The following is a 22110-nucleotide window of genomic DNA, read 5'->3' as shown; positions in this document are numbered from 1 at the left end:
GCCGCGCGCTAACACGCGGCGACTCCCGGTCGCGCTGAGACGCGTCGACTCCTGAACGGCCCGCTCCGGATGCTCCGGTGCGGGCCGTTCGCGGTTGTGCGCGTCGTGCGCGAATGAGCACCGTGAATTCATGCGGAAACCCTTGCCACGAGGCATCCGGCCGTGGTCGCATTCTGTTCCATGAGCGATCACTCGAACCACGAACCCGTTCCCCGCTGGTGCGCATGCGCGGTCCCCGACGAGGAGGTCGGGAGCGCGTCATCCGGCTTCACTCGACGCAACGTCCTGATCGGCGCCTCTGCCGCGACCGCCCTCGCAGCGGCGGGGTGGTCGGCCGGCCCGGCAGCCGCGGCGACCGACGGCACGACGACCAGGATCACGATCATGGGCACGTCCGACCTGCACGCGAACGTCGTCAACTGGGACTACTACAAGGACGCCGCGTACTACGACGGCACCGCCACCCGTCCGACGAACGCGGTCGGCCTCTCGCGCGTCGCGAGCCTCGTGAAGCAGATCCGCGCCGATCGTGGTCGCGAGCACACGCTGCTGTTCGACGCCGGCGACACCATTCAGGGCACGCCGCTCGGCTTCTACTATGCGACGGTCGAGCCGGTCACCGAGACAGGGGCGATCCACCCGGTGGCCGCGCAGATGAATGCGCTCGGCTACGACGCCGTCGCGCTCGGCAACCACGAGTTCAACTACGGGCTCGACTTCCTCGACAACTGGATCGACCAGATGGACGCGCCCGTGCTGGCCGCGAACGCCGTGCACGCCGAGACCAAGGTGCCGCGCTATCGCCCGTACACGATCAGGTCGATGAAGCTCGCGAAGGGCCACCCGCCGGTGAAGGTCGGCGTGCTCGGCCTGACGAACCCCGGCGTCGTCATCTGGGACAAGGCGAACGTGTCGGGCAAGGTCGAGGTGCTCGATCTCGTCGAGACGGCCGCACGCTGGGTGCCGGTGATGAAGGCCGAGGGTGCGCACATCATCGTGGTGAGCGCCCACTCCGGCGACAGCGGCAGTTCGTCGTACGGCTCCGACCTCCCGAACGAGAACGCGGCGCGGCTCGTCGCCGAGCAGGTGCCCGACATCGACGTGATCCTCTTCGGGCACGCGCACCAGGAGATTCCCGAACGACTCGTCACGAACACGGTGACGGGGGCCGAGGTCATCATGAGCGAGCCGAAGAACTGGGGCCAGCGGCTCAGCGTGTTCGACCTCGACCTCGCGTACTCCCGTGGCAAATGGCGCGTCGTCGACCACACGGCGATCACGATGAACACGAACACCGTCGTCGACGATCCGGCGTTCGTGGCGCTCGTGCGCGACCAGCACGACGCCGTCGTGACCTACATGAACTCGCCCGTCGCGACATCGACGGCCGCGATGTCGGCCGCCGAGGCGTGCTGGAAGGACACGGCGATCCTCGACTACGTCAACGTGGTGCAGACGGCCACGGTGGCAGCAGCCGTCGCGGGCACGCCCGAGGCATCCCTCCCGATCGTCTCGATCGCGGCACCGTTCAACCGTGCGGCGAGCTTCCCGGCCGGGTCGGTGACGATCAAGGACGTCGCAGGGCTCTACATCTACGACAACACGCTCATGGCGTCGATCCTGACGGGCGAGCAGATCAGGGAGTACCTCGAGTTCTCGGCGGAGTACTTCAAGGTCGTCGCCCCCGACGCTCCCGTGGACCCGGCCGCGTGGACGAACGCCCCGACCCCGCGAGCGGCCTCCACGCCTGACTACAACTACGACCAGTTCTCGGGCGTCGAGTACACCATCGACGTCGCGAAGCCCGTCGGGCAGCGCATCTCGGCGCTCAGCTACCAGGGTGCACCGGTCGCCGACGACCAGCAGTTCCTCGTCGCCGTGAACAACTATCGGCAATCGGGCGGCGGCGGTTTCCCGCACATCGCGAGCGCGCCGGTGGTCTACAACGCGCAGGTGGCGATCCGCGAGGCGATCGTCTCGTACGCCTCGGCGGCGGGCGTGATCGACCCGACGACGTTCCACGTCGAGAACTGGCGGCTCGTTCGGGAGGGCACGCCGGTGTTCTGACGCCGCGGCCGCGAAGACGGTGAAGGCCCGCCCGGATGATCCGGGCGGGCCTTCATCGTCGTGCCGGGCCGCTACTCAGCCGCGGGAGTCTCCTCGGGAGCTTCGACGGGCTCCTCAGAGTCGATGTCGGCCGCGTCCGCGACGGCGTCGACCTGCTCCTGGCTGTAGCCGCAGTAGTTGACGGCCTCCCGCTCCCAATAGCTGACGAGGCGGTCCTTCCCGGCGGCGTGCGCGTCGGCGACGGTGCCTTCGTAGATCTGGCCGTCCTTCGACTCCTTGTTGACGTCGGGAACCTCAGCGCAGACGTGGAACACGGAGCCCGACTTCGTCCAGTACACGAGGTCCTGGCCGGTGAGCTGCTCGATCGTGTTCGACTCCTCGGTGTACTGCTCGACCGACGGCGGGTTGTAATCGACGCCGAGGGCGAGCGCGCCACCGCCGATGACGATCGCGATGATGCCGGCGAGCGCCTTCTGCTTGCCGTCCATGTCCTTGTTCGTGAAGATCAGGATGATGAGGGGCAGGAACGCGATGACCGCGATGATCGCACCGAGCTGGTTCTGCACGAAGAAGCGGACCTTGTCCTCCTTCGACGCGGGGTCGAGGCGGTTCGCCTTCTTCCAGAGCAGCGAGCCGCCGATCGCGAGCGCACCGATGACGACGATCAGGATGATGAGCAGCACCATGTTCACGGGCACCTGGCGCAGCACCCAGAAGATCGAGAAGATCTCGCCGCCGATGGCGAGCAGCCAGAGGCCGCCGGCGATCAGGCGGAACGTCGTCGCCTGCTTCTTCGCTTCAGGAGTCGGAGTCCACGTCGGAGCGGCCGAGTCGTCGGCGACGGCCGTGCCGCCGCCGTGGTCTGCTGCTGCAGTGGGTTCGACTCGAACGACCTTCTTCTTGCGCTGCTCTGCCACGTTCGTCCTTCCGAGGGGGTGAGTGCCGCGATGAGCATATTGGAACACGGGCGCGGGGTGGGGGATCGACGCGGAATCGTCACCCGGAGGCGGACCGGGCCGGTAACGTGTCGGGAATGCCACGAACGCTTCCGATCGAGATCGCCGTCCAGGATGTCGCGGGGGTGCGCGTCGCTCTCGCGGGGGGTGCCGCACGCGTCGAGCTCTGCCAGGCGCTCGGCCTCGGAGGGCTGACGCCGTCGGCCGGCCTGATCGAGGCAGCTGCCGGGGCGGCGCGCGATGCCGGGGTTCCCGGGTTCGTGCACGTGCTCGTGCGCCCGCGCGGCGGCGGATTCGTCTACGACGCCGACGAGCTCGACACGACCGTCCGAGACATCCGTGCCGCCGCGTCCGCCGGCGCCGACGGGATCGTCGTCGGCGCACTGACCGATGCGGGTGCCCTCGACCTCGAGGCCGTGCGCCGGTTCGTCGACGCCGCGGCCGGCCTCGACGTCACGGTGCACCGCGCGGTCGATGCGAGTTCCGACCCGCTCGGCTCGGTTGCCGCGCTCCACGCCCTCGGCGCGAGGCGGGTGCTGAGCTCGGGCGGAGCGGCCGATTGCCGCGCGGGCCTCGCGACGCTCGCACGCATGGCCGTCGAGTCGGGCCCGCTCGAGATCATGGCCGGCGGCGGTGTGCGCATCGGTGACATCGCCGACCTCGCGGCCGCCGGAGTCGATGCGGTGCACCTGTCGGCACGGGGCACAGCGTCGCGCGGGGGTCCGAGCGGACCGGGCGGCGGGGTCGACGGATTCGACGTGACGGACTCCGGGCTCGTCGCGGCGGCCGTCGCCGCTGCGGTGGTCGCCGAGGCCTGACGGGAACGGGTCGATCACGGGCAGCGTCGTGCTCGCTAATGTGGTGCACATGACCCGCGACTCCGACGACGACGCGCTCCGGTGGGAGGGCGACGACGACCCGACGCTCGCACCGGGCTGGAAGACGGTCGGCTCGCCGACGAGTGCGGCGCCGCGGCCCGACGCCGCGGCCGAGGCGCACGGTGGTGCCGACGCGCGCGGTGCCGTTGAGGAGCTCGGCGACGAGTCCGCCGTCGACGAACCCGAGGGCGCGGATGCCGCTGCGCAGACCGGCTCGGCCGAACTCGTCGTGCTCGGAGTACTGGGCGGCATCTACCTGCTGTACGCGATCGGCTGGCTGATCACGGCTCTCGGCGAGGCGCAGATCTTCGCCGACCCCGTCGCGCAGTTCATGTACGGCCTCGGCAGTTGGTTCGCCGTCATCGCCGCACCCCTCTGGTTCGGCACGGTGCTCTGGCTCGCGTCGGGCAACCGGCGCGCGCGGCTCGTCTGGTTGATCGTCGGCGCCGTACTGCTCGTTCCCATCCCGTTCATTCTGCGAGGTTGAGATGACCGAGGCATCCGCTCCCACCGGCTCGACCGGCGCCGTCCCGGCCTCAGCCGAGCAGGCCTCCGCCGGTCGGGCGACGCCGCTCTGGCTCTCGATCACGATCGCGGTCGTCTTCGGCGTCTTCTACGCCTACGACGTGTGGGAGGCGGTCGGCAACCTCGTCGGCATGAACCTCTACGCCGACGGCCTCGGCATCGCCCTGACAGGCGGGGGGTGGGCGCTGCTCGTGATCGGCATCGCATTGCCGCTGCTGGTCTTCGGCACCGCATTCTGGCTCGGGCGCCGGCGCGGACCCCTCGCCCAGATCGTGCTCTTCCTCGCGGGCTTCGCGCTCGTGCAGGTGCTCGCCGCGGACGTCAGCGCTCTGTTCGAGCTGAGCGGCCTCGACCTCTCGTGACGGGGCGACGTCACACAACGATCGCCGCATGCACGCTCCAGTAGAGTGAGACGGTAGGCGCCCCGACGGCGTGTGGCGCATCCCACCGCAAGTCGCAGTGTCGTGCGCGCGCATCACCCGAAGGAATCGTTCGTGACAAAGCCGGTCGTGTTGATCGCTGAAGAACTCTCGCCCGCCACCGTCGAGGCCCTCGGCCCCGACTTCGACGTCAGATCCGTCGACGGCACCGATCGGCCTGCGCTGCTCGCAGCACTGGCCGACTCCGACGCGATCCTCGTGCGCTCCGCGACGAAGGTCGACGCAGAGGCGATCGCCGCTGCGCCGAAGCTGAAGGTCATCGCCCGAGCGGGCGTCGGCCTCGACAACGTCGACATCAAGGCCGCGACCGCGGCCGGTGTCATGGTCGTGAACGCGCCCACCTCGAACATCATCTCTGCGGCCGAGCTGACCGTCGGTCACATCCTGAGCCTCGCCCGTCACATCCCGGCGGCGCACTCCGCGCTCGCGCAGGGGGAGTGGAAGCGGTCGTCGTACACGGGCGTCGAGCTCTACGAGAAGACGATCGGCATCATCGGCCTCGGCCGCATCGGCGCGCTCATCGCCGCGCGCCTGCAGGCGTTCGGCACCAACGTGATCGCGTACGACCCGTACATCACCGCTGCGCGCGCGCAGCAGCTCGGCGTGCAGACCGTGACCCTCGACGAGTTGCTCGAGCAGAGCGACTTCATCACGATCCACATGCCGAAGACGCCCGAGACCACGGGCATGATCGGCACCGAGCAGTTCGCGCGCATGAAGCCGACCGCGTTCATCGTCAACGTCGCGCGCGGCGGGCTCATCGACGAAGACGCGCTGCACGACGCACTCGTCGCCCGCACGATCGCCGGCGCTGCCGTCGACGTCTTCGTCTCCGAGCCGCCGCGCGACTCGCCGCTGCTCGGCCTGCCGAACATCGTCGTGACGCCGCACCTCGGCGCCTCGACCGACGAGGCCCAGGAGAAGGCGGGCGTCTCGGTCGCGAAGTCGGTGCGTCTCGCCCTCGCCGGCGAACTCGTGCCCGACGCGGTCAACGTCGCCGGTGGCGTCATCGACCCGTACGTGCGCCCCGGCATCCCGCTCGTCGAGAAGCTCGGCCAGCTCTTCGCGGGCATCGCCAACGGCCCGCTGACGAGCCTCGACGTCGAGGTGCGCGGCGAGCTCGCCGACTACGACGTGAGTGCGCTGAAGCTCGCGGCGCTGAAGGGCGTCTTCACGAACGTCGTCAGCGAGACGGTCTCGTACGTCAACGCGCCGCTGCTCGCCGAGCAGCGTGGCATCGACGTGCGACTGATCACCTCGGCCGAGTCGCCAGAGTATCGCAACGTGATCTCGCTGACCGGTGCGCTCGCCGACGGCACCCAGGTCTCCGTCTCTGGCACGCTCACCGGTCCGAAGCAGATCGAGAAGCTCGTCGGCGTCAACGGCTACGAGCTCGAGGTGCCGATCGCGACGACCCACATCGTCATGGAGTACGCCGACCGCCCCGGCATCGTCGCGGTCTACGGCCGCGAGTTCGGCGAGGCCGGCATCAACATCGCCGGCATGCAGATCGCGCGCCGCGAGGCGGGCGGGCAGGCGCTCAGCGTGCTGACCGTCGACTCGCCGGTGCCCGGCGAGGTGCTCGAGCGCGTGCGCGAGGCCATCGACGCGAGCCTCTTCGTCGAGGTCGACATCACCGAGTAGCGATTCGAACGGCCGGATGCCCCGGCGCGCTGCTGCTCGGCAGCGCGCGCCGGGGCATCCGTCGTCTAGCGACCGGCCTGCGCGATGCGCTCGAGCAGGGCGACGAGCTCGTCCATCTGCGCCGGGCCGATGTCATCGGAGTCGAGCGCCGACGCGTCGACCTCGGCGCGCAGGGCCGAGTGGTAGTACAGGCCGTCGCCGATGAGCGTGATCGCGAGGGCGAGGGCGGGATCGTCGATGTGGCGGCCCATCTCCTCGAGCCAGCGCGAGCGCACGGCGTCGATGGCGGCGGCGGCTTGCCTGTCGCCGCCCTGGGCGAGACGCACCGTGGCGACGAAGCTGTGATCGATCGCCGACTCGAGGTCGACCGACGAGCGGACGAAGTAGGAGATCGGGCCGTCGGGCGCCGAGTGGATGCGCTCGACGTCGTCGTCGACGAGGCGGTGCAGGCGCTCGATGAGGCCGGCGATGAGGGCGTGCCTCGAACCGAAGTGATAGAGCAGGCCGCCCTTCGAGACGCCGGCCGCCCGGGCGGTGGCGTCGAGCGTCGCAGTGCGCTCGCCGTCGGTGATGATGATGCGCTCGAAGGCGTCGAGGACGGCTTCTCGGGCGGCGGGTGGGCGGCTCATGATCCCAGTGTGGCCGACGGGGGAGCAATTGGTGATGCTTCAGGCACGTCTGTTACTATACCAACTGGACGGTACAGTAACCGCCTGAGACGAACGAGCCTGAGATGACCGACACCAACCAGACCGCACTGCACGCGAACGAGACGACCTCCCCGACGGCACCCGACACGCCGACCGAGCAGACGGCGCGCGCGCCCCGTCGCGCCTGGGTCGCCCTCGCCGTGCTCATGCTGCCGGTGCTGCTCGTCTCGGTCGACAACACGGTACTGAGCTTCGCGCTGCCCGCGATCTCGCAGGACCTCGCGCCGACCGCCGCCCAGCAGCTCTGGATCATCGACGCCTACCCGCTCGTGCTCGCCGGCCTCCTCGTCGCGATGGGCAGTGCCGGCGACCGCTTCGGCCGCCGTCGCATGCTGCTCATCGGCTCCGTCGGGTTCGCACTGCTCTCGATCGTGGCCGCGTTCGCGCCGACCGCCGAGGCGCTCATCGCCTCCCGTGCGGCACTCGGCTTCTTCGGTGCGATGCTCATGCCGTCGACCCTGTCGCTGCTCCGCACTGTCTTCGTCGATCGCGAGCAGCGCCGGCTCGCGATCGCGATCTGGGCCTCGGGCTTCGCCGCGGGCAGCGCCCTCGGGCCGCTCGTCGGCGGCGTGCTCATCGAGCACTTCCACTGGGGTTCGGTGTTTCTCCTCGCCGTGCCCGTGCTCGTGCCGCTCGTGATCCTCGTGCCCCTTCTCATCCCCGAGAGTCGCGACCCCGCGCCCGGACGCATCGACATCCCGAGCACGCTGCTCTCGCTCGCCGCGATGGTGCCGGTGGTGTTCGGCATCAAGTCGCTCGCCACCGAGGGCGTCTCGGGCTTCGGCATCCAGGCGATCGTGTTCGGGCTGTTCTGCGGACTCTGGTTCGTGCGCCGCCAGCTCAAGAGCCGCTCGCCGATGCTCGACGTGCGCCTCTTCCGCCAGGGATCGTTCGGCGGCGCGGTGCTCGTGAACCTCTTCAGCGTCATCGCGCTCGTCGGGTTCCTCTACTTCGTGTCCCAGCACCTGCAGTTGATCGCCGGGCTGAGCCCGGTCGCGGCGGGGCTCGCCCTGCTGCCCGGGCTCGTCGCGATGATCATCGCCGGCCTCGCGGTCGTGCCGATCGCTCGCCGCGTGCGACCGCGCGTGCTCGTGCCGATCGCGCTGCTCCTGTCGGCCGGCGGGTACGCGGTCATCGCGTTCTTCGCGACCGCCGGGTCGATCGCCCCCGTCGTCATCGCCTTCGTGATGCTCGGCGTCGGCATCGGCGCAGCGGAGACCGTCTCGAACGAACTCATCCTCTCGAGCGCTCCGCCCGAGAAGGCGGGTGCGGCCTCCGCCGTCTCCGAGACGGCGTACGAACTCGGCGCCGTGCTCGGCACGGCGGTGCTGGGCTCCATCCTCGCGGCCCACTACAGCGCCGCGATCGTGCTGCCGACCGAGCTGACCGCCGCGCAGGCCGCAACGGCGAGCGAGACGCTCGCGGGCGCCGCCACGGTCGCCGAGCAGCTGCCCGCGGCGATCGGCGAACAGCTCGCGGCATCCGCTGCCCTGGCCTTCGACGAGGGCGTCGTCATCACCTCGCTCATCGGCGTCGCGCTCATGGTCGCTGCCGCGGTCGTCGCCGTGCTGGCCCTCCGCAACCCGAAGGGCGCCGTCGCGCACGAGTGAGAACGGCACCGCGGGTGTCACGCGCGCGTGCGGCCAGTACGCTGGGAGGGCTGGCGCACGAAGGAGAATTCATGGTGGACACGGTCAAGCTCGCGGTCATCCCCGGTGACGGGATCGGCCCTGAAGTCGTCGAGCAGGCGCTGAAGGCGCTCGCTGCGGCCACCGAGGGGTCGGGAGTCGCATTCGAGCAGACCGAGTTCTCCCTGGGCGCCGCCCGCTACCTCGCCACCGGCGACGTGCTGACCGACGACGACCTCGCCGCGATCAAGGGCCACGACGCGATCCTGCTCGGTGCCGTCGGCGGCGTGCCCGGCGACCCCCGCCTCGCGGGCGCGAACATCGAGCGCGGCCTGCTCCTGAAGCTCCGCTTCGAACTCGACCACTACGTGAACCTGCGCCCGTCGGTGCTCTACCCCGGCGTCGCGAGCCCACTCACGGCACCCGGCGAGGTCGACTTCGTCGTCGTGCGAGAGGGCACCGAGGGGCCGTACGTCGGAAACGGCGGCGCGATCCGCGTCGGCACTCCGGCCGAGGTCGCCAACGAGGTCTCAGTCAACACCGCATACGGCGTCGAGCGCGTCGTGCGCTACGCGTTCGCCGCGGCATCCGCTCGACCGCGCAAGAAGCTCACGCTCGTGCACAAGACCAACGTGCTGGTCTTCGCCGGCTCGCTGTGGAAGCGCACGGTCGACGCCGTGGCGGCCGAGTTCCCGGGCGTCACGGTCGACTACCTGCACGTCGACGCGGCGACGATCTTCCTCGTCACCGACCCGGCTCGATTCGACGTCATCGTCACCGACAACCTCTTCGGCGACATCCTCACCGACCTCGCCGGCGCGATCAGCGGCGGCATCGGACTCGCGGCCTCGGGCAACATTAACCCCGACGGCCGATTCCCGAGCATGTTCGAGCCGGTGCACGGCTCGGCACCCGACATCGCCGGTCAGGGCATCGCCGACCCGACCGCCGCCATCCTCTCCGTGGCCCTCCTCCTCGACCACCTCGGCCGGACGGAAGCCGCGCAGCGGGTGCAGCGCGCGGTGGTCGCCGACATCGCCGAACGCGGCGACACCCGCCGCACGACCTCCGAGGTCGGCGACGCCATCGCCGCACGCGTGAGGCTCACGCAGAACTGATCCAGCGCACTCCTGATCCAGCGCATCGAAGGAAACGAAAATGACGATCAACCTCCCGCTCCAGGCCCCGTCGGCAGCCGGTCTCATCTGGCAGGTCATCCGCAACGGCGAGGCGAAGACGCCCGCCGAACGCGACGCAGTGCTCGCCGACCCCGGATTCGGCAACCACTTCACCGACCACATGGTCGACATCTGCTGGTCGGAGAAGGGCGGCTGGCACCGCCCGCGCGTCACGCCCTACGGCCCGATCTCACTCGACCCCGCCGCCGCGGTGCTGCACTACGCGCAGGAGATCTTCGAGGGCATGAAGGCCTACCGTCACGCCGACGGCTCGATCCACACGTTCCGGCCCTTCGAGAACGCCGCCCGCATGCAGCGCTCGGCACGTCGCATGGCGCTGCCCGAGCTGCCGAGCGAGATCTTCATCGAGTCGCTCAAGCAGATCATCGCCGTCGACGCCGACTGGGTGCCGAGCGCGCCCGAGACGAGCCTCTACCTGCGGCCGTTCATGTTCGCGAAAGAGGCGTTCCTCGGCGTCCGCCCCGCGAAGAAGGTCGCGTACTACGTGATCGCGAGCCCTGCGGGCGCCTACTTCCCGGGCGGGGTCGAGCCCGTGAACATCTGGCTGTCGACCGACTACGCGCGCGCCGGCAAGGGTGGCACGGGAGCGGCCAAGACCGGCGGCAACTACGCGTCGAGCCTGCTGCCGCAGGCCGAGGCCTACGAGAAGGGATGCCAGCAGGTCGCGTTCCTCGACGACGCCGGCAACCTCGAAGAGCTCGGCGGCATGAACATCGTCCTCGTCAAGCGCGACGGCACGCTCGTCACGCCCGAGTCGCCCTCGATCCTCGAGGGCATCACGCGCGACTCGATCCTGCAGCTCGCGACCGACCGCGGCCATGCGGTCGAGCGGCGCGCCATCTCGCTTGACGAATGGCGCAGCGGCGCCGAGTCCGGCGAGATCGTCGGCGCCTTCGCCTGCGGCACCGCCGCGGTCGTCGTGCCCATCGGGCGCCTGCTCGGCACCGACTTCGAGATCGTGCACACGGGCGCCGAGGCATCCGAGCTCGCGCTCTCGCTTCGCCAGGAGCTCACCGACATCCAGTACGGCCGCGTCGAGGACCGCCACGGCTGGCTCACGCGTCTCGACGCGTGACGGGTGCCGTTGACGGCGGCGGCGTGGTCGACGGCGTGCGCATCCGTTCGTTCGACGTCGCCGACACCGAGCCGGTCGTCGAACTCTGGCGATCGGCCGGGCTCGTCGTGCCGTGGAACGATCCATACCGCGACATCGAGCGGAAGCTCGCGGTGCAGCCCGAGCTCTTCCTCGTGGGGGAGTCCGGCGGCGCCGTCGTCGCGACGGCGATGATCGGCTACGACGGGCATCGCGGTTGGGTGAACTACCTCGCGGTCGACCTCGAACGGCGCGGCGAGCGCCTCGGAGCGCTCCTCATGGCGGAGGCCGAGCGGCTCCTCACCGAGCGAGGCTGCCCGAAGCTGAACCTGCAGGTGCGATCGACGAATACGGGCGTCATCGAGTTCTACCGCAGCCTCGGCTACCAGGTCGACGAGGTCGTGAGTCTCGGCAAGCGGCTCGTCCCCGATGCTCCGGCCGGCGTCATCCCGCCCGAACCGCGTCGCTGAGTCGCAGGACGGTTCGACTCGACACGCCGACCATGCGCGGCGTGTCGGACGCATCGTCCTGCGACTCGGTGCCCAGAGCGCCGCGGGTAGGCTGAAGTCATGAAGATCGCGCGTTTCAGCCACGACGACACCATCGCATTCGGCATCGTCGACGAAGAGGAGCACGAGCTCGTCGTGCTGAAGGCCGACCCCATGTTCGCGGGCTACGAGCCCACAGGTGAGCGCGTCAAGCTGACCGATGCGAAGCTGCTCGCACCTGTCATCCCACGTTCGAAGGTCGTCGCGGTCGGCAAGAACTACCGCGAGCACGCCGAGGAGATGGGCGGCGAGGCGCCGGCCGAACCGCTGCTGTTCCTGAAGCCCAACACCTCGGTGGTCGGGCCGGGCGATGCGATCGTGTTGCCGAGGCAGAGCGAGCGGGTCGAGCACGAGGGCGAGCTCGCGGTCGTGATCGGCCGCATCGCGAAGAACGTCTCCGTCGACGATGCCGAGGACTACATCTTCGGCTACACCATCGCCAACGACGTCACGGCCCGCGACCTGCAGCAGCGCGACGGCCAGTGGGCTCGCGCCAAGGGCTTCGACTCGTTCTGCCCGCTCGGCCCAGTGATCGACACGCATGTCGACTTCGAGACGGCGACGATCGAGACGAGCGTGAACGGCGAGCGACGCCAGTCGGGACGCCTCTCCGACATGGTGCATTCGGTTGCCTCGATCATCGCCTACGCGTCGAGCGTGTTCACCCTGCTGCCCGGCGATGTGATCCTCACGGGCACGCCCGCCGGGGTCGGCCCGATCGTCGACGGCGACACGGTCGAGGTCGACGTTACCGGACTCGGCACGCTCTCGAACCCGGTGCGCTCGGCCGCGTAGCGTCTGCTGCTGCGCTCGACGGGACGCTCGACGGAGCGCTCAGCGCCCGAGAGCGGATGCCGCGAGCTCGACGTCCTCGTCGTCGTTCCAGACGTGGAACGCGACACGTGCCCGACCGGCGCGCCCCGAGGCGGTGATGCCCGCGGTGCCGAGTGCGGCCAACGCACTGCCGTCGAGGTCGGGCCACGCGACGATCGCACTGTCGGAGGGCGCCAGGTCGAGCCGCGAGCGGAACGCGTTCGCGAGCCCGACATCGTGCCGCTGCACCTCGCGCATGTCGAGCGAGGCCGCGAGTTCGAGCGCGGCTTCGGCGCCGGCCCAGGCCTGCCACGCGGGGGAGACGTCGAAGCGCTGCGCTCCCGCGGCGAGGTGTAGCTCGGGGCCGTAGCACGACGCCCACGGGTCGGTGCCCGAATACCAGCCGGCCGCGTGCGGCGTCAGCTCGTCGACCGCCCGAGTCGAGAAGGCGGCGAAGGCGGCCCCGCGAGGCGCCGACAGCCACTTGTACGCGTGGCAGATCACGATGTCGGCGTCGATCGCGTCGGTCGGCATCCAGCCGGTGGCCTGGGTGGTGTCGACGAGCGTGAGCGCGCCGGCCGCCCGTGCCGCAGTGGCGACGGATGCCGCGTCGGCGACCTCGCCCGTCGCCGACTGCACGAGCGAGTAGGAGACGAGCCACGTCGAGTCGGTCACGGCGCCGGCGAGCTGGGCGAGCGGCACGTGGCGCACGCGCAGGTCGCCTCTGGCGAGGAACGGGGCGATGATGGAAGAGAAGTCGCCGTCGACGCACACGATCTCAGCACCCGCAGGCGCGGAGGCGGCGACGAACCCTGCGAAGACCGAGACCTGAGAACCGGTGGCGATCTCGCTCGGCGCGCGGCCGAGCAGCGTCGCGGCGTGGCCGCGGGCCCGGTCGTGGATCCGTCCGTACTCGACGCCGCACGCGGCCCCGGTCGACCATGACTCGAGGTCGCGTCGCACCGCGTCGCGCGTGACGTCGGCGGGAAGGCCCATCGTGCAGGCGGCGAGGTAACCGCGTCCTGCGGCGTAACGCTCTCGAGTGTGGTGCATGGAATCCAGTCTCAGCGAGCCCGATTCATTCGACAAGGCCCGGAGAACGATCACACACATGCGCTGAGGTTATGATTCAGGCATGTCGGATGCCTCGATCGACGCCCTCGCCGCCGCCCTCGACCTGCAGACGGTGCGCGTGGTGCACCGCATCGCCGAGCACGGCTCGCTCACGGCGGCTGCGGAATGGCTCGGCTACAGCCAGCCCGCCGTGAGCCAGCAGCTGCGGCGGTTCGAGGATCGCACCGGCATCGCGCTCGTCGAGCGCGTGGGTCGCGGCATCCGGTTGACGGAATCGGGCCGCGTGCTCGCGCGCCATGCGCAGGACGTCGCCACGGCACTCGAGGCCGCAGCCGGCGAACTCGCCGAACTCCGCGGACTCCGCGCCGGCCGCGTGCGCCTCGTGGCCTTCCCGTCGGCCTCGGCCACGCTCGTGCCGCGGCTCATCGCGTCGCTCGCCGCAGCGCACCCCGGCATCGACGTCACCTATGTCGAGGCCGAACCTCCCGAGGCCGTGCGGGCCGTGCGGGCCGACCAGGCCGATCTCGCGATCACCTTCAGCTATCCCGGCGACCGCGACGACCCGCATCAGGCGAGCGCTCGCGGGCTCGATGTGCGCGTCTACGGCGACGAACCGATGCAGCTCGTGCTGCCGGCGGGGCATGCCGCCGCGGCATCCGACTTCGTCGACCTCGGCATGCTGCGCGACGAACCGTGGATCGCCGGATGCCCGCGTTGCCGCGGTCACCTGCTCGAGCTCGCAGGAGCGGCCGGCTTCGTGCCGCGCATCGCCTTCGAGACCGACAACTTCGTCGCCGTCGAGGGCATGGTCGCGCAGGGGCTCGGGGTGGCGCTGCTGCCAGCGCTCGCGCTCGCGGCGTCCCCGCGGAACGCGGACGTCGTGGCGAGGCCCACCGCTCGCGCCGACGTGCGCTCGCTCCACCTCGTGACCGCACGCGGCGCCGAACGGGTGCCCGCCGTCGCCGCGGCACTCGCCGCGCTGGAATCGCTCGCCGCTCGATAGCATTGAGGGGTATGTCTGAGACAGCTCACCCCACGACCACAGCCGCCGGTAGCGACATCCGCGTGCGCTTCTGCCCATCGCCGACCGGAACGCCGCACGTCGGCCTCGTGCGCACCGCCCTCTTCAACTGGGCCTACGCGCGCCACACCGGCGGCACCTTCGTCTTCCGCATCGAAGACACCGACGCCGCTCGCGACAGCGAGGAGAGCTACGGGCAGATCCTCGACGCGCTCACCTGGCTCGGTCTCACGTGGGACGAGGGCATCGACGTCGGCGGCCCGCACGGACCGTACCGGCAGTCGCAGCGAGGAGAGATCTACCTCGAGATCATCGAGCGACTGAAGGCGTCCGGTCACCTCTACGAGTCGTACTCGACCGCTGAGGAGATCGACGCACGCAACGAGGCGAACGGCCGGGCGAAGCAGCTCGGGTACGACAACTTCGACCGCGACCTCACCGACGAGCAGCGCGCGGCGTTCCGTGCCGAGGGTCGCCAGGCCGCGCTGCGCCTGCGCGTGCCCGAGGCCGACCTCGGCTTCGACGACCTCGTGCGAGGCCGCATCGACTTCCCGGTCGGGTCGACGATCGACTTCGTCGTCGTGCGCCCGAACGGCGCGCCGCTCTACACGTTAGTAAACCCCGTCGACGATGCGCTCATGGGCATCACCGACGTGCTCCGCGGCGAAGACCTGCTCTCGTCGACGCCCCGTCAGATCGCCCTGTACCACGCGCTCATCGACATCGGCGTGACCTCGTTCGTGCCGCGCTTCGGACACCTTCCCTACGTCATGGGCGAGGGCAACAAGAAGCTCTCCAAGCGCGACCCCGAGTCGAACCTGTTCCACCACCGCGACCGCGGGTTCATCCCCGAGGGGCTCATCAACTACCTCGCGCTCCTCGGCTGGGGCTTCTCGGCCGACCGCGACGTGTTCTCGCGCGACGAGCTCATCGCTGCGTTCGACGTCGCGAACGTGAACCCCAACCCGGCCCGCTTCGACCTGAAGAAGGCGGAGGCGATCAACGGCGACCACATCCGGCAGCTCGACGTCGTGGACTTCGCGGCGCGCACCGTGCCCTACCTGCAGGCGGCAGGTGCCGTCTCCGATCCGATCACGCCGGCGCAGGAGGCCGTGCTCGCCGAGGGCGCTCCGCTCATCCAGGAGCGCATCGCGCTGCTGGGCGAGGCTCCCGGCATGCTGGGCTTCCTGTTCACGGATGCCGCGGGGCTCGAGTTCGACGAATCGGCCGTCGGTGCCTTGACCGACGACGCCCCTGCGGTGCTCGTCGCGGCTCGAGACGCCCTCGACCGGCTCCCGGCCGAAGAGTGGACGCACGGGCAGATCGAGGAGGCGCTGCGCGGCGCGCTCATCGACGGCCTCGGGCTCAAGCCGCGTGTGGCCTTCGGTGCGGTGCGCACCGCGCTCTCGGGGCGCCGCATCTCGCCGCCGCTCTTCGAGTCGATGCAGATCCTCGGCAAGGTCGATTCCCTCGAGCGCATCGACCGTCTGACGGCACTGCTCGCATGATGCGGGCAGGCGCCCGCCCGGTGAGCGCTGCTCAGTTTGGCGGGCGTCGCGCCGTAGGCTAGAGTTACATGTCGGCACGGGGCTTCGGTTTCGGCCATTGGGGTATGGTGTAATTGGCAACACGGCGGTTTCTGGTACCGTTGTTCTTGGTTCGAGTCCAGGTACCCCAGCCAATTTTTTGTGAAGAAGGCCCGGTCATCCGGGCCTTTTTCGTTTTCCGGCACAGTCGCTTCCGACCGATCGGCATGTGGGCTGGACTTCCGGGATGCGCTGCGATTCCATTGAGTGTCGGCACACATTTCGAGCCTCCTACCGGCTCGGCACCATCGTGAGACGCCGGCGGGGAATGGGTGAGCCATGGGTTCTGGGAACATGCGGAATCGTGACTTCCGAGAGACACGCACGCCGCTCGGCGTCATCGGCGGCTTCTTGGGCCTCATCGCGGCGAGCGTCGGCGTGGCCATGCTCATCGTGGCGGGCGTGACGCCGGCGATCGCGACCGTCGGCATCGCGGCATCCGGAAGCATCGGCATGTTCGAGAACCTCCCGGGCTACCTCGAGATCGACGACCTCTCCGAGAAGAGCAACATCTACGCCACCGGCAGCGACGGTTCCACCGTGCTGCTGGCGTCGTTCTACGACCAGAACCGCGTCGAGGTCGGCTGGGACGCCATCAGCCAGTACGCGAAGGATGCCGCGATCGCCGGCGAAGACCCCAGGTTCTACGACCACGGCGGCGTCGACCTGCAGGGCACGATCCGAGCGGCGATGACGACGGCGACCGGCGGCAACACGCAGGGCGGGTCCTCGATCGCGCAGCAGTACGTCAAGAACATCCGCGTGCAGGAGTGCGAGGCGGAGGCGCACGTCACCGCCGTCGCCGATCTGACCGAGGAGGAGGTCGTGGCGCTCAGCTACGACGACCGAGCTGCGCTCGTGGATGCCGAGAAGAACAAGTGCTACGACGCGGCGACCGAGTCCGACGGAAGCGCCGGCATCGAGCGGAAGCTCAAGGAGATGCGGCTCGCCATCGGCGTCGAGAAGCGATACTCCAAGAGCGAGATCCTGCTCGGATACCTGAACATCGCGGGCTTCGGCGGCACCGTCTACGGCATCGAAGCCGCAGCCAGCTACTACTTCTCGACGACCGCGGCGAACCTGACGCTCGCGCAGGCGGCGTCGCTGCTCGCCATCGTGAACAACCCGGTCGAATTCCAGCTCGACAAGCCCGACAGCGAGGCGAACGGCGCGGCGAACGGCTACGCGAGGAACAAGGATCGACGCGACTACATCCTCTTCCACATGCTCGACGAGAAGAAGATCACGCGCGAGGAGTACGACGCGGCGATCGCGACGCCCGTCGAGCCGGCCATCAAGGAGCCGAGCACCGGCTGCCAGACGGCGAACGAATCCGCGTACTTCTGCGACTACGTGAAGAACATCCTGCAGACGGATCCGGCCTTCGGTGAAGACGAGGAGACGCGCATGCGCAACTTCCGTCGAGGCGGGTACGACGTCTACACGACCCTCGACCTCGACCTCCAGAGCGCCGCGGTGACGGCGCTGGCGCAGAACGTGCCGCAGGTCTACCCCGGCTGGGACGTCGGCGGCGTGATCTCGAGCGTGCAGGTCGGCACGGGACGGGTGCTCGCGATGGCCCAGAACAAGATCTACAGCCAGGACCCCGAGGTGCTGGCGATCGGCCCGCAGTACACGAGTGTCAACTACAACACCGACTTCACCCAGGGCGGGTCGAGCGGCTTCCAGCCGGGATCGACCTACAAGGTCTTCACTCTCGCGCAGTGGTTGAACGAAGGGCACCCGCTGAGCGAGCGGGTCGACTCGAAACCGAAGACGAACTGGGGCGTCTTCCAAGACAGTTGCAACGGACCGATCAACACCAACAGCGAGAAGTGGAGCCCGAAGAACGACGCGAACGAGTCCGGCGGCAACTACTCCGCGCTCGAATCGACCATCGGCTCGATCAACACGGGCTTCATCGGCATGGCCAAGAAGCTCGACCTGTGCGGCATCCGCAAGACGGCCGAGGCGTTCGGCATGCACCGGGCCGACGGCGATCCCCTTCAGCAGGGGCCCTCGTCGGTGCTCGGCACGAACGAGGTCGCTCCGCTCAGCCTCGCCGTCGCCTTCGCCGGCATCGCGAACAACGGCGTGACGTGCACTCCGGTGGCGATCGACCGGATCGTCGATCGCGACGGCAATGATGTGCCGGTGCCGACGTCGACGTGCACGCCCGCGGTGACACCCGAAGTCGCCGCGGCGATGCACTACGCGATGCAGAGCGTGATGACGGGCGGCACGGCGACGGAATCGAACCGCAACGTGAATCCGCACGTGCCGCTGATCGGCAAGACCGGCACGACAGACGGCAACAAGGACACGTGGATGGCAGGTGCCAGTTCGAAGGTGGCGACCGTTGCGGGCGTCGTCAGCGTGTACGGGGATGCGAACCAGCGCGGAATCGGGGGCTTCGGCAACGGCACTGCTGCGACGGCACGACACCGCATGTGGCCCATGGTCATGTCGGTGGCCGCGGCGAAGTACGGCGGCGATCCGTTCTCCGTCGTGGGCCCGAATGAAAGGGTCGCGCCGTCGGTCGGGCCCGTGCCCGGTACCGAACCCCCGGCTCCGGAGCCGACGACGCAGGTTCAGGGTCTCGACGAGGATTCCGGAGCGGACTGGCCGGACCCCGGATCGGGCGGCGGCGGCCCGGGCGATGACGGACGCCGGGGCGGCCCCGGTCGTGGAGACGAACGGGGCCACTGACCGGCGACCGCCGGCACCACGGATCAGGCGGTGACGGACTCCCGACGGGCGAATCGAACGCGGTGGGTGATCCACACGGCGATCGCCGCGGCGCCGACTCCCAGCGCGACGAGGAGCCACGGCACCATCGTCGAGGGGGAGACGCCGGCTGCTCCGGTCGCGAGCGTCGCGCTGCCCTCGGCGACGAGCGCATTGCCGTCGCTCAATTCGGCGGTGCCGTCGGCGAGATCGGATGCGCCGGTCGAGAGCGTCGCCGCGCCCGAGGCGAGGTCGCTCGTGCCATCGGCGAGCTTGGCCGCGCCGGCGGAGAGGTTCTTCGTGCCTGTGGCGAGATTCGCGGCACCGGCGTTCAACGTGCTCGTTCCGACGGACAGGTTGTCGGCTCCCTCAGCGAGCCGGTAGGTGCCGTCGACCAGCGAACTCGCGCCGGCCGAGACCTGCGAAGCGCCGGCACTCAACTCGCCGCTCTTCGCCGCGAGGTTCGCCGCGCCCGCCGCGAGTTCGCTCGACCTCGCGGTGAGTACCGAGGTGGCCTCGGCATCGAACTTGACGAGCCCTGCGTCGACCAGGCCGACACCGACCTGCAGCTTGCCGAACCCCCCGTCGAGGACCGCGGGAGCGGTTCCCTGCATGCCCGTGACGCCGACTTGGAGCTGGTCGGTGATCGTTTCCAGCGCCGCGTAGCGCGCCGCGTTGTTCGGGTCGCTCAGGTCGAGGTCGGCCTTGAGTGAGACAAGGGTCGTCTCGAGGAGACCGAGTCCGCCCGACAGCTTGTCGGACTCCGTCTTCAGGTATCCCTTCGCGCTGTCCTTGAACTCGGTCATGCCGGCGTTCAAGGACGTCAGACCACCACGCAACTCGGGGATCTTCGAGTCCGCCGTGGCGGCGCCAGCCGCGAGCGCCTGTGCCCCTGCCGCGACCTGGCCGGCGCCTGCCGCGAGCTGTGCCGCGCCATCGGCCGACTTGCTCGCGCCAGTGCTCAGCGAGTCGGCGCCCGTGGCCGTTGCGGATGCCCCGTCGGCCAGTGACGCCGCACCGAGCGCTGCCTTGTCTGCGCCGGACCGCACCTGTTCCGCGCCTGCCGCTGCTGAGGCGGCACCCGTCTCGAGGGATGTCGCGCCGGTCGCGGCGGCAGCTGCGCCCTCGCTCAATTCGACGGAGCCGGCGGAGAGGTCGCCCGCGCCGGCAGCGACCTGCTGCGAACCGTCGCTGACCTCGGTGGCGCCGGCGGAGAGCTCGGCGGAGCCGCCCGCGATCTTGCTCGTGGTGAGCAGGAAGAGGGTCGTCATCGTTGCGAGCGCGAGGGCGAGCACGATGACGGCGATCTTGAGGCCGACGCCGTGCTGGTGGTCGGACGCGGATTCGATTCTCGTCATTGAGAGACTCCAGGTGTGCGGGCGCGCGACATCGCGCGCCGAGATGGGGGTGCAGGATTCGCGACCGGTGCCGTGGCCGCCGCCGTGGCACGGCGAGGGTGGGCCGGGCGCGTGAGGCGCGGGGTGCCGGCATCCGACGGCACCGACGTTGGCGCCGCGGGGGAGCGGAGCGACCCCGAAGTGACATGAACGTATCAGCGGCTGAGGTTTCGTCAACGGATGCCAAGGAAGTTGTGTGCGAATCACCAACGGATGGGCGGCGAAGGCGCGTCCCGCTTGTCGGAGAGCGACAGACGCGAGCCAGGAACTCATGCGAAACCTCCGACTTGTACGCTGGTTCCGCCCCGCCGCGGGGCGCCGGATGAGGAGCATCATGACCGTCGCCATCGACACACTGCAGGCCGTCGAGACCGTCTTCGCGGAGCGGATCGCGACCGGCACCGCGCCGGGCGGGAGCTGGGCGGTCTTCGATCGCAGCGGCGTCGTCGCGAGCGGCGGCACCGGCGCCGCGTCGCTCGACGCGGGGCGCCCAGTGCCGGGCCCCGACACCCTGTTCCGCATCGCGAGCTGCACGAAGAGCTTCACGGCCGCGGCCCTGCTGCTGCTGCGCGATCGCGGCCTGCTCGACCTCGACGCCACGGCGCGATCGCTCGTCCCCGAGTTCGCCCCCGAGGTGCCCGGCGGCATCGACGCCGATCCGACCGTGCGCATGCTCATGACGATGTCGGGTGGCCTGCCCACCGATGACCCCTGGGCCGATCGCGAGGAGTCGATGACGCGCGAGGAATTCAGTGCGACGCTCGCCGCGGGCATCCGCTGCGCCACGGTCCCGGGCACGGGCTTCGAGTACTCGAACCTCGGATACGCCGTGCTCGGCCAGATCGTCGAACGGGTCTCGGGCGTGGCGTTCACCGACTTCGTGACGCACGAACTCATCGAACCCCTCGGGCTCGACATGCGATTCGACCGGCCCGCCGACGCTGCGACGTCCGTCGCGACGGGCCATCGACGGGTCGAGGACGACGGATGGCTCGGGCTCCCGTTCACCGGGCCGGGGGTGTTCTCGGCGATCGGCGGGCTGTTCGCCTCGGCGAGGAGCCTCGCAGCTTGGGGGAACTGGCTCGCGGAGGCGTCGACGGGTCTCGAGCGCGGCCCGCTCAGTGCGGCGAGCCGCCGCGAGATGCAGCAGCTCGTGCGTGTCGCACCGAAGCGTTACAGCCCGCCGGCCGTGCCCGGTGCGGTTCTGGCACCACCGCCCGTCGTGTACGGCTACGGGTTCGGCCTCTTCGTCGAGCTCGACGAGCGATTCGGTTCGATCGCCTCGCATTCGGGCGGGTACCCGGGCTTCAGCGCACACATGCGCTGGCACGCGGCATCCGGACTCGGCGTCGTCGCCTTCGAGAACGCGACGTACGCTCGCGTGTCGCAGGGTGCGGAGGTCGCGCTCGCGATCCTGCTCGACGCAGCGGATCGGCTGAGCCCGGTCACGCCGTCACCGGCGCCGTGGCCCGAGACACTCGAGGCATCCGTCGCGCTGAGCGCGATCGTGAACGAGTGGTCGGATGCCGCGGCGTCGGCAGTGCTCGCGACGAACGTGGGCCTCGATGTGCCGTACGCCGAGCGCCGAGCCGCGATCGAGGCTGCATGGGTGGCCGTCGGCGGACGCACGGCCGCGAGCCGAACGCCGATCGACACCCAGTGCGATTCGCCCGACCACCTGGTCTGGTTCCTGCCGGGCGCGACCGGACGGCTCCGCGTCGAGGTGCGGATGACGCCGCTCGCCGCCACTCGCGCGCAGACCTTCCTCGTGAAGGTCGACGGCCCCGAGGCATCCGGCGCCTGA

At 69.8% G+C, this 22110-nt stretch carries 18 protein-coding genes and 1 tRNA gene; 15 read left to right on the top strand and 4 right to left on the bottom strand.

The genetic code is table 11. From position 1 onward, the window contains the following. Window positions 1-180: 180 nt before the first annotated feature. The gene (locus ASD23_RS09675) at window positions 181-2067 is read left to right on the top strand and encodes a bifunctional metallophosphatase/5'-nucleotidase (RefSeq protein ID WP_082571340.1); all 1887 of its coding nucleotides are present in this window, start codon (window positions 181-183) and stop codon (window positions 2065-2067) included. Between the two features lie 71 nt (window positions 2068-2138). Here the strand turns inward: ASD23_RS09675 and ASD23_RS09670 are convergent, their stop codons facing one another. Continuing rightward, window positions 2139-2984 carry a hypothetical protein gene (locus tag ASD23_RS09670; protein ID WP_056009795.1) on the bottom strand — a complete coding sequence of 282 codons (846 nt, stop codon included), beginning with the start codon at window positions 2982-2984 and terminating at the stop codon, window positions 2139-2141. 116 nt (window positions 2985-3100) lie between these two features. On the opposite strand from ASD23_RS09670, the gene ASD23_RS09665 reads away from it, so the two are divergent. The 4 genes from ASD23_RS09665 (at window position 3101) to serA (ending at window position 6510) form a co-directional block, all read left to right on the top strand. Then, window positions 3101-3841: a copper homeostasis protein CutC gene (locus tag ASD23_RS09665; RefSeq protein WP_056009793.1), complete on the top strand. Its 741-nt coding sequence runs from the start codon at window positions 3101-3103 to the stop codon at window positions 3839-3841. 49 nt (window positions 3842-3890) lie between these two features. After that, complete coding sequence (locus ASD23_RS09660) at window positions 3891-4388, top strand: DNA polymerase III subunit gamma/tau (RefSeq protein ID WP_115957501.1); 498 nt, start codon at window positions 3891-3893, stop codon at window positions 4386-4388. A 1-nt stretch (window position 4389) separates the two neighbouring features. Then, a complete protein-coding gene (locus ASD23_RS09655) occupies window positions 4390-4788 on the top strand; it encodes a hypothetical protein (protein ID WP_056009789.1) in 399 nt (132 codons plus the stop codon). 132 nt (window positions 4789-4920) lie between these two features. After that, window positions 4921-6510 (top strand): phosphoglycerate dehydrogenase, encoded by a 1590-nt coding sequence (gene serA, locus ASD23_RS09650; RefSeq protein WP_056009787.1) that lies wholly within the window; start codon window positions 4921-4923, stop codon window positions 6508-6510. A 65-nt stretch (window positions 6511-6575) separates the two neighbouring features. Here the strand turns inward: serA and ASD23_RS09645 are convergent, their stop codons facing one another. Then, a complete protein-coding gene (locus ASD23_RS09645) occupies window positions 6576-7139 on the bottom strand; it encodes a TetR/AcrR family transcriptional regulator (protein WP_056009785.1) in 564 nt (187 codons plus the stop codon). Between the two features lie 104 nt (window positions 7140-7243). Between ASD23_RS09645 and ASD23_RS09640 the strand changes: the two genes are divergently transcribed. The 5 genes from ASD23_RS09640 (at window position 7244) to ASD23_RS09620 (ending at window position 12483) form a co-directional block, all read left to right on the top strand. Then, a complete protein-coding gene (locus ASD23_RS09640) occupies window positions 7244-8830 on the top strand; it encodes an MFS transporter (RefSeq protein ID WP_082571339.1) in 1587 nt (528 codons plus the stop codon). Window positions 8831-8901: 71 nt separating this feature from the next. Continuing rightward, window positions 8902-9966 (top strand): 3-isopropylmalate dehydrogenase, encoded by a 1065-nt coding sequence (locus tag ASD23_RS09635; RefSeq protein ID WP_056009783.1) that lies wholly within the window; start codon window positions 8902-8904, stop codon window positions 9964-9966. Window positions 9967-10006: 40 nt separating this feature from the next. Next, a complete protein-coding gene (locus ASD23_RS09630) occupies window positions 10007-11122 on the top strand; it encodes a branched-chain amino acid aminotransferase (RefSeq protein ID WP_056009781.1) in 1116 nt (371 codons plus the stop codon). Further along, window positions 11119-11610: a GNAT family acetyltransferase gene (locus ASD23_RS09625; RefSeq protein WP_235507698.1), complete on the top strand. Its 492-nt coding sequence runs from the start codon at window positions 11119-11121 to the stop codon at window positions 11608-11610. Before ASD23_RS09630 ends, ASD23_RS09625 begins: the two co-directional genes overlap by 4 nt. Window positions 11611-11709: 99 nt before the next feature. Further along, a complete protein-coding gene (locus ASD23_RS09620; RefSeq protein ID WP_056009779.1) occupies window positions 11710-12483 on the top strand; it encodes a fumarylacetoacetate hydrolase family protein in 774 nt (257 codons plus the stop codon). 39 nt (window positions 12484-12522) lie between these two features. Here ASD23_RS09620 and ASD23_RS09615 read toward each other — a convergent pair whose 3' ends face one another. After that, window positions 12523-13554, bottom strand: coding sequence for an aminotransferase class V-fold PLP-dependent enzyme (locus tag ASD23_RS09615; RefSeq protein WP_056009777.1), 1032 nt, complete (start codon window positions 13552-13554; stop codon window positions 12523-12525). Between the two features lie 82 nt (window positions 13555-13636). Between ASD23_RS09615 and ASD23_RS09610 the strand changes: the two genes are divergently transcribed. The 4 genes from ASD23_RS09610 (at window position 13637) to ASD23_RS09595 (ending at window position 18891) form a co-directional block, all read left to right on the top strand. Then, window positions 13637-14578, top strand: a complete 942-nt coding sequence (locus ASD23_RS09610; protein WP_056009775.1) for a LysR family transcriptional regulator — start codon at window positions 13637-13639, stop codon at window positions 14576-14578. An 11-nt stretch (window positions 14579-14589) separates the two neighbouring features. Then, window positions 14590-16104: a glutamate--tRNA ligase gene (gene gltX / locus ASD23_RS09605; protein WP_056009772.1), complete on the top strand. Its 1515-nt coding sequence runs from the start codon at window positions 14590-14592 to the stop codon at window positions 16102-16104. 98 nt (window positions 16105-16202) lie between these two features. Continuing rightward, a tRNA-Gln gene (locus ASD23_RS09600) sits at window positions 16203-16277 on the top strand. Window positions 16278-16476: 199 nt separating this feature from the next. Continuing rightward, window positions 16477-18891, top strand: a complete 2415-nt coding sequence (locus ASD23_RS09595) for a transglycosylase domain-containing protein (RefSeq protein ID WP_056009770.1) — start codon at window positions 16477-16479, stop codon at window positions 18889-18891. A gap of 23 nt (window positions 18892-18914) precedes the next feature. On the opposite strand, the gene ASD23_RS09590 is transcribed toward ASD23_RS09595, so the two are convergent. After that, a complete protein-coding gene (locus ASD23_RS09590; protein WP_056009768.1) occupies window positions 18915-20267 on the bottom strand; it encodes a hypothetical protein in 1353 nt (450 codons plus the stop codon). Window positions 20268-20640: 373 nt separating this feature from the next. Here ASD23_RS09590 and ASD23_RS09585 point away from each other — a divergent pair, with 373 nt between their 5' ends. Then, the gene (locus ASD23_RS09585; RefSeq protein WP_056009766.1) at window positions 20641-22110 is read left to right on the top strand and encodes a serine hydrolase domain-containing protein; all 1470 of its coding nucleotides are present in this window, start codon (window positions 20641-20643) and stop codon (window positions 22108-22110) included.

This window comes from Agromyces sp. Root1464, assembly GCF_001427265.1.
In the GTDB taxonomy this organism is placed as follows: Bacteria; Actinomycetota; Actinomycetes; order Actinomycetales; family Microbacteriaceae; genus Agromyces; species Agromyces fucosus.
Note: the sequence above shows the minus strand (reverse complement) of the source record. Positions and strands in the feature narration are given on the sequence as shown.

Bases quoted from the DNA above. Each gene is read 5' to 3' on its own strand.
- ASD23_RS09640 (WP_082571339.1), top strand. From the start codon at position 7,244: ATGACCGACACCAACCAGACCGCACTGCACGCGAACGAGACGACCTCC.
- ASD23_RS09585 (WP_056009766.1), top strand. From the start codon at position 20,641: ATGACCGTCGCCATCGACACACTGCAGGCCGTCGAGACCGTCTTCGCG.
- ASD23_RS09620 (WP_056009779.1), top strand. From the start codon at position 11,710: ATGAAGATCGCGCGTTTCAGCCACGACGACACCATCGCATTCGGCATC.
- gltX (WP_056009772.1), top strand. From the start codon at position 14,590: ATGTCTGAGACAGCTCACCCCACGACCACAGCCGCCGGTAGCGACATC.
- ASD23_RS09590 (WP_056009768.1), bottom strand. From the start codon at position 20,267: ATGACGAGAATCGAATCCGCGTCCGACCACCAGCACGGCGTCGGCCTC.
- ASD23_RS09660 (WP_115957501.1), top strand. From the start codon at position 3,891: ATGACCCGCGACTCCGACGACGACGCGCTCCGGTGGGAGGGCGACGAC.
- ASD23_RS09645 (WP_056009785.1), bottom strand. From the start codon at position 7,139: ATGAGCCGCCCACCCGCCGCCCGAGAAGCCGTCCTCGACGCCTTCGAG.
- ASD23_RS09610 (WP_056009775.1), top strand. From the start codon at position 13,637: ATGTCGGATGCCTCGATCGACGCCCTCGCCGCCGCCCTCGACCTGCAG.
- ASD23_RS09665 (WP_056009793.1), top strand. From the start codon at position 3,101: ATGCCACGAACGCTTCCGATCGAGATCGCCGTCCAGGATGTCGCGGGG.
- ASD23_RS09635 (WP_056009783.1), top strand. From the start codon at position 8,902: ATGGTGGACACGGTCAAGCTCGCGGTCATCCCCGGTGACGGGATCGGC.
- ASD23_RS09595 (WP_056009770.1), top strand. From the start codon at position 16,477: ATGCGGAATCGTGACTTCCGAGAGACACGCACGCCGCTCGGCGTCATC.
- ASD23_RS09675 (WP_082571340.1), top strand. From the start codon at position 181: ATGAGCGATCACTCGAACCACGAACCCGTTCCCCGCTGGTGCGCATGC.
- ASD23_RS09655 (WP_056009789.1), top strand. From the start codon at position 4,390: ATGACCGAGGCATCCGCTCCCACCGGCTCGACCGGCGCCGTCCCGGCC.
- ASD23_RS09615 (WP_056009777.1), bottom strand. From the start codon at position 13,554: ATGCACCACACTCGAGAGCGTTACGCCGCAGGACGCGGTTACCTCGCC.
- ASD23_RS09630 (WP_056009781.1), top strand. From the start codon at position 10,007: ATGACGATCAACCTCCCGCTCCAGGCCCCGTCGGCAGCCGGTCTCATC.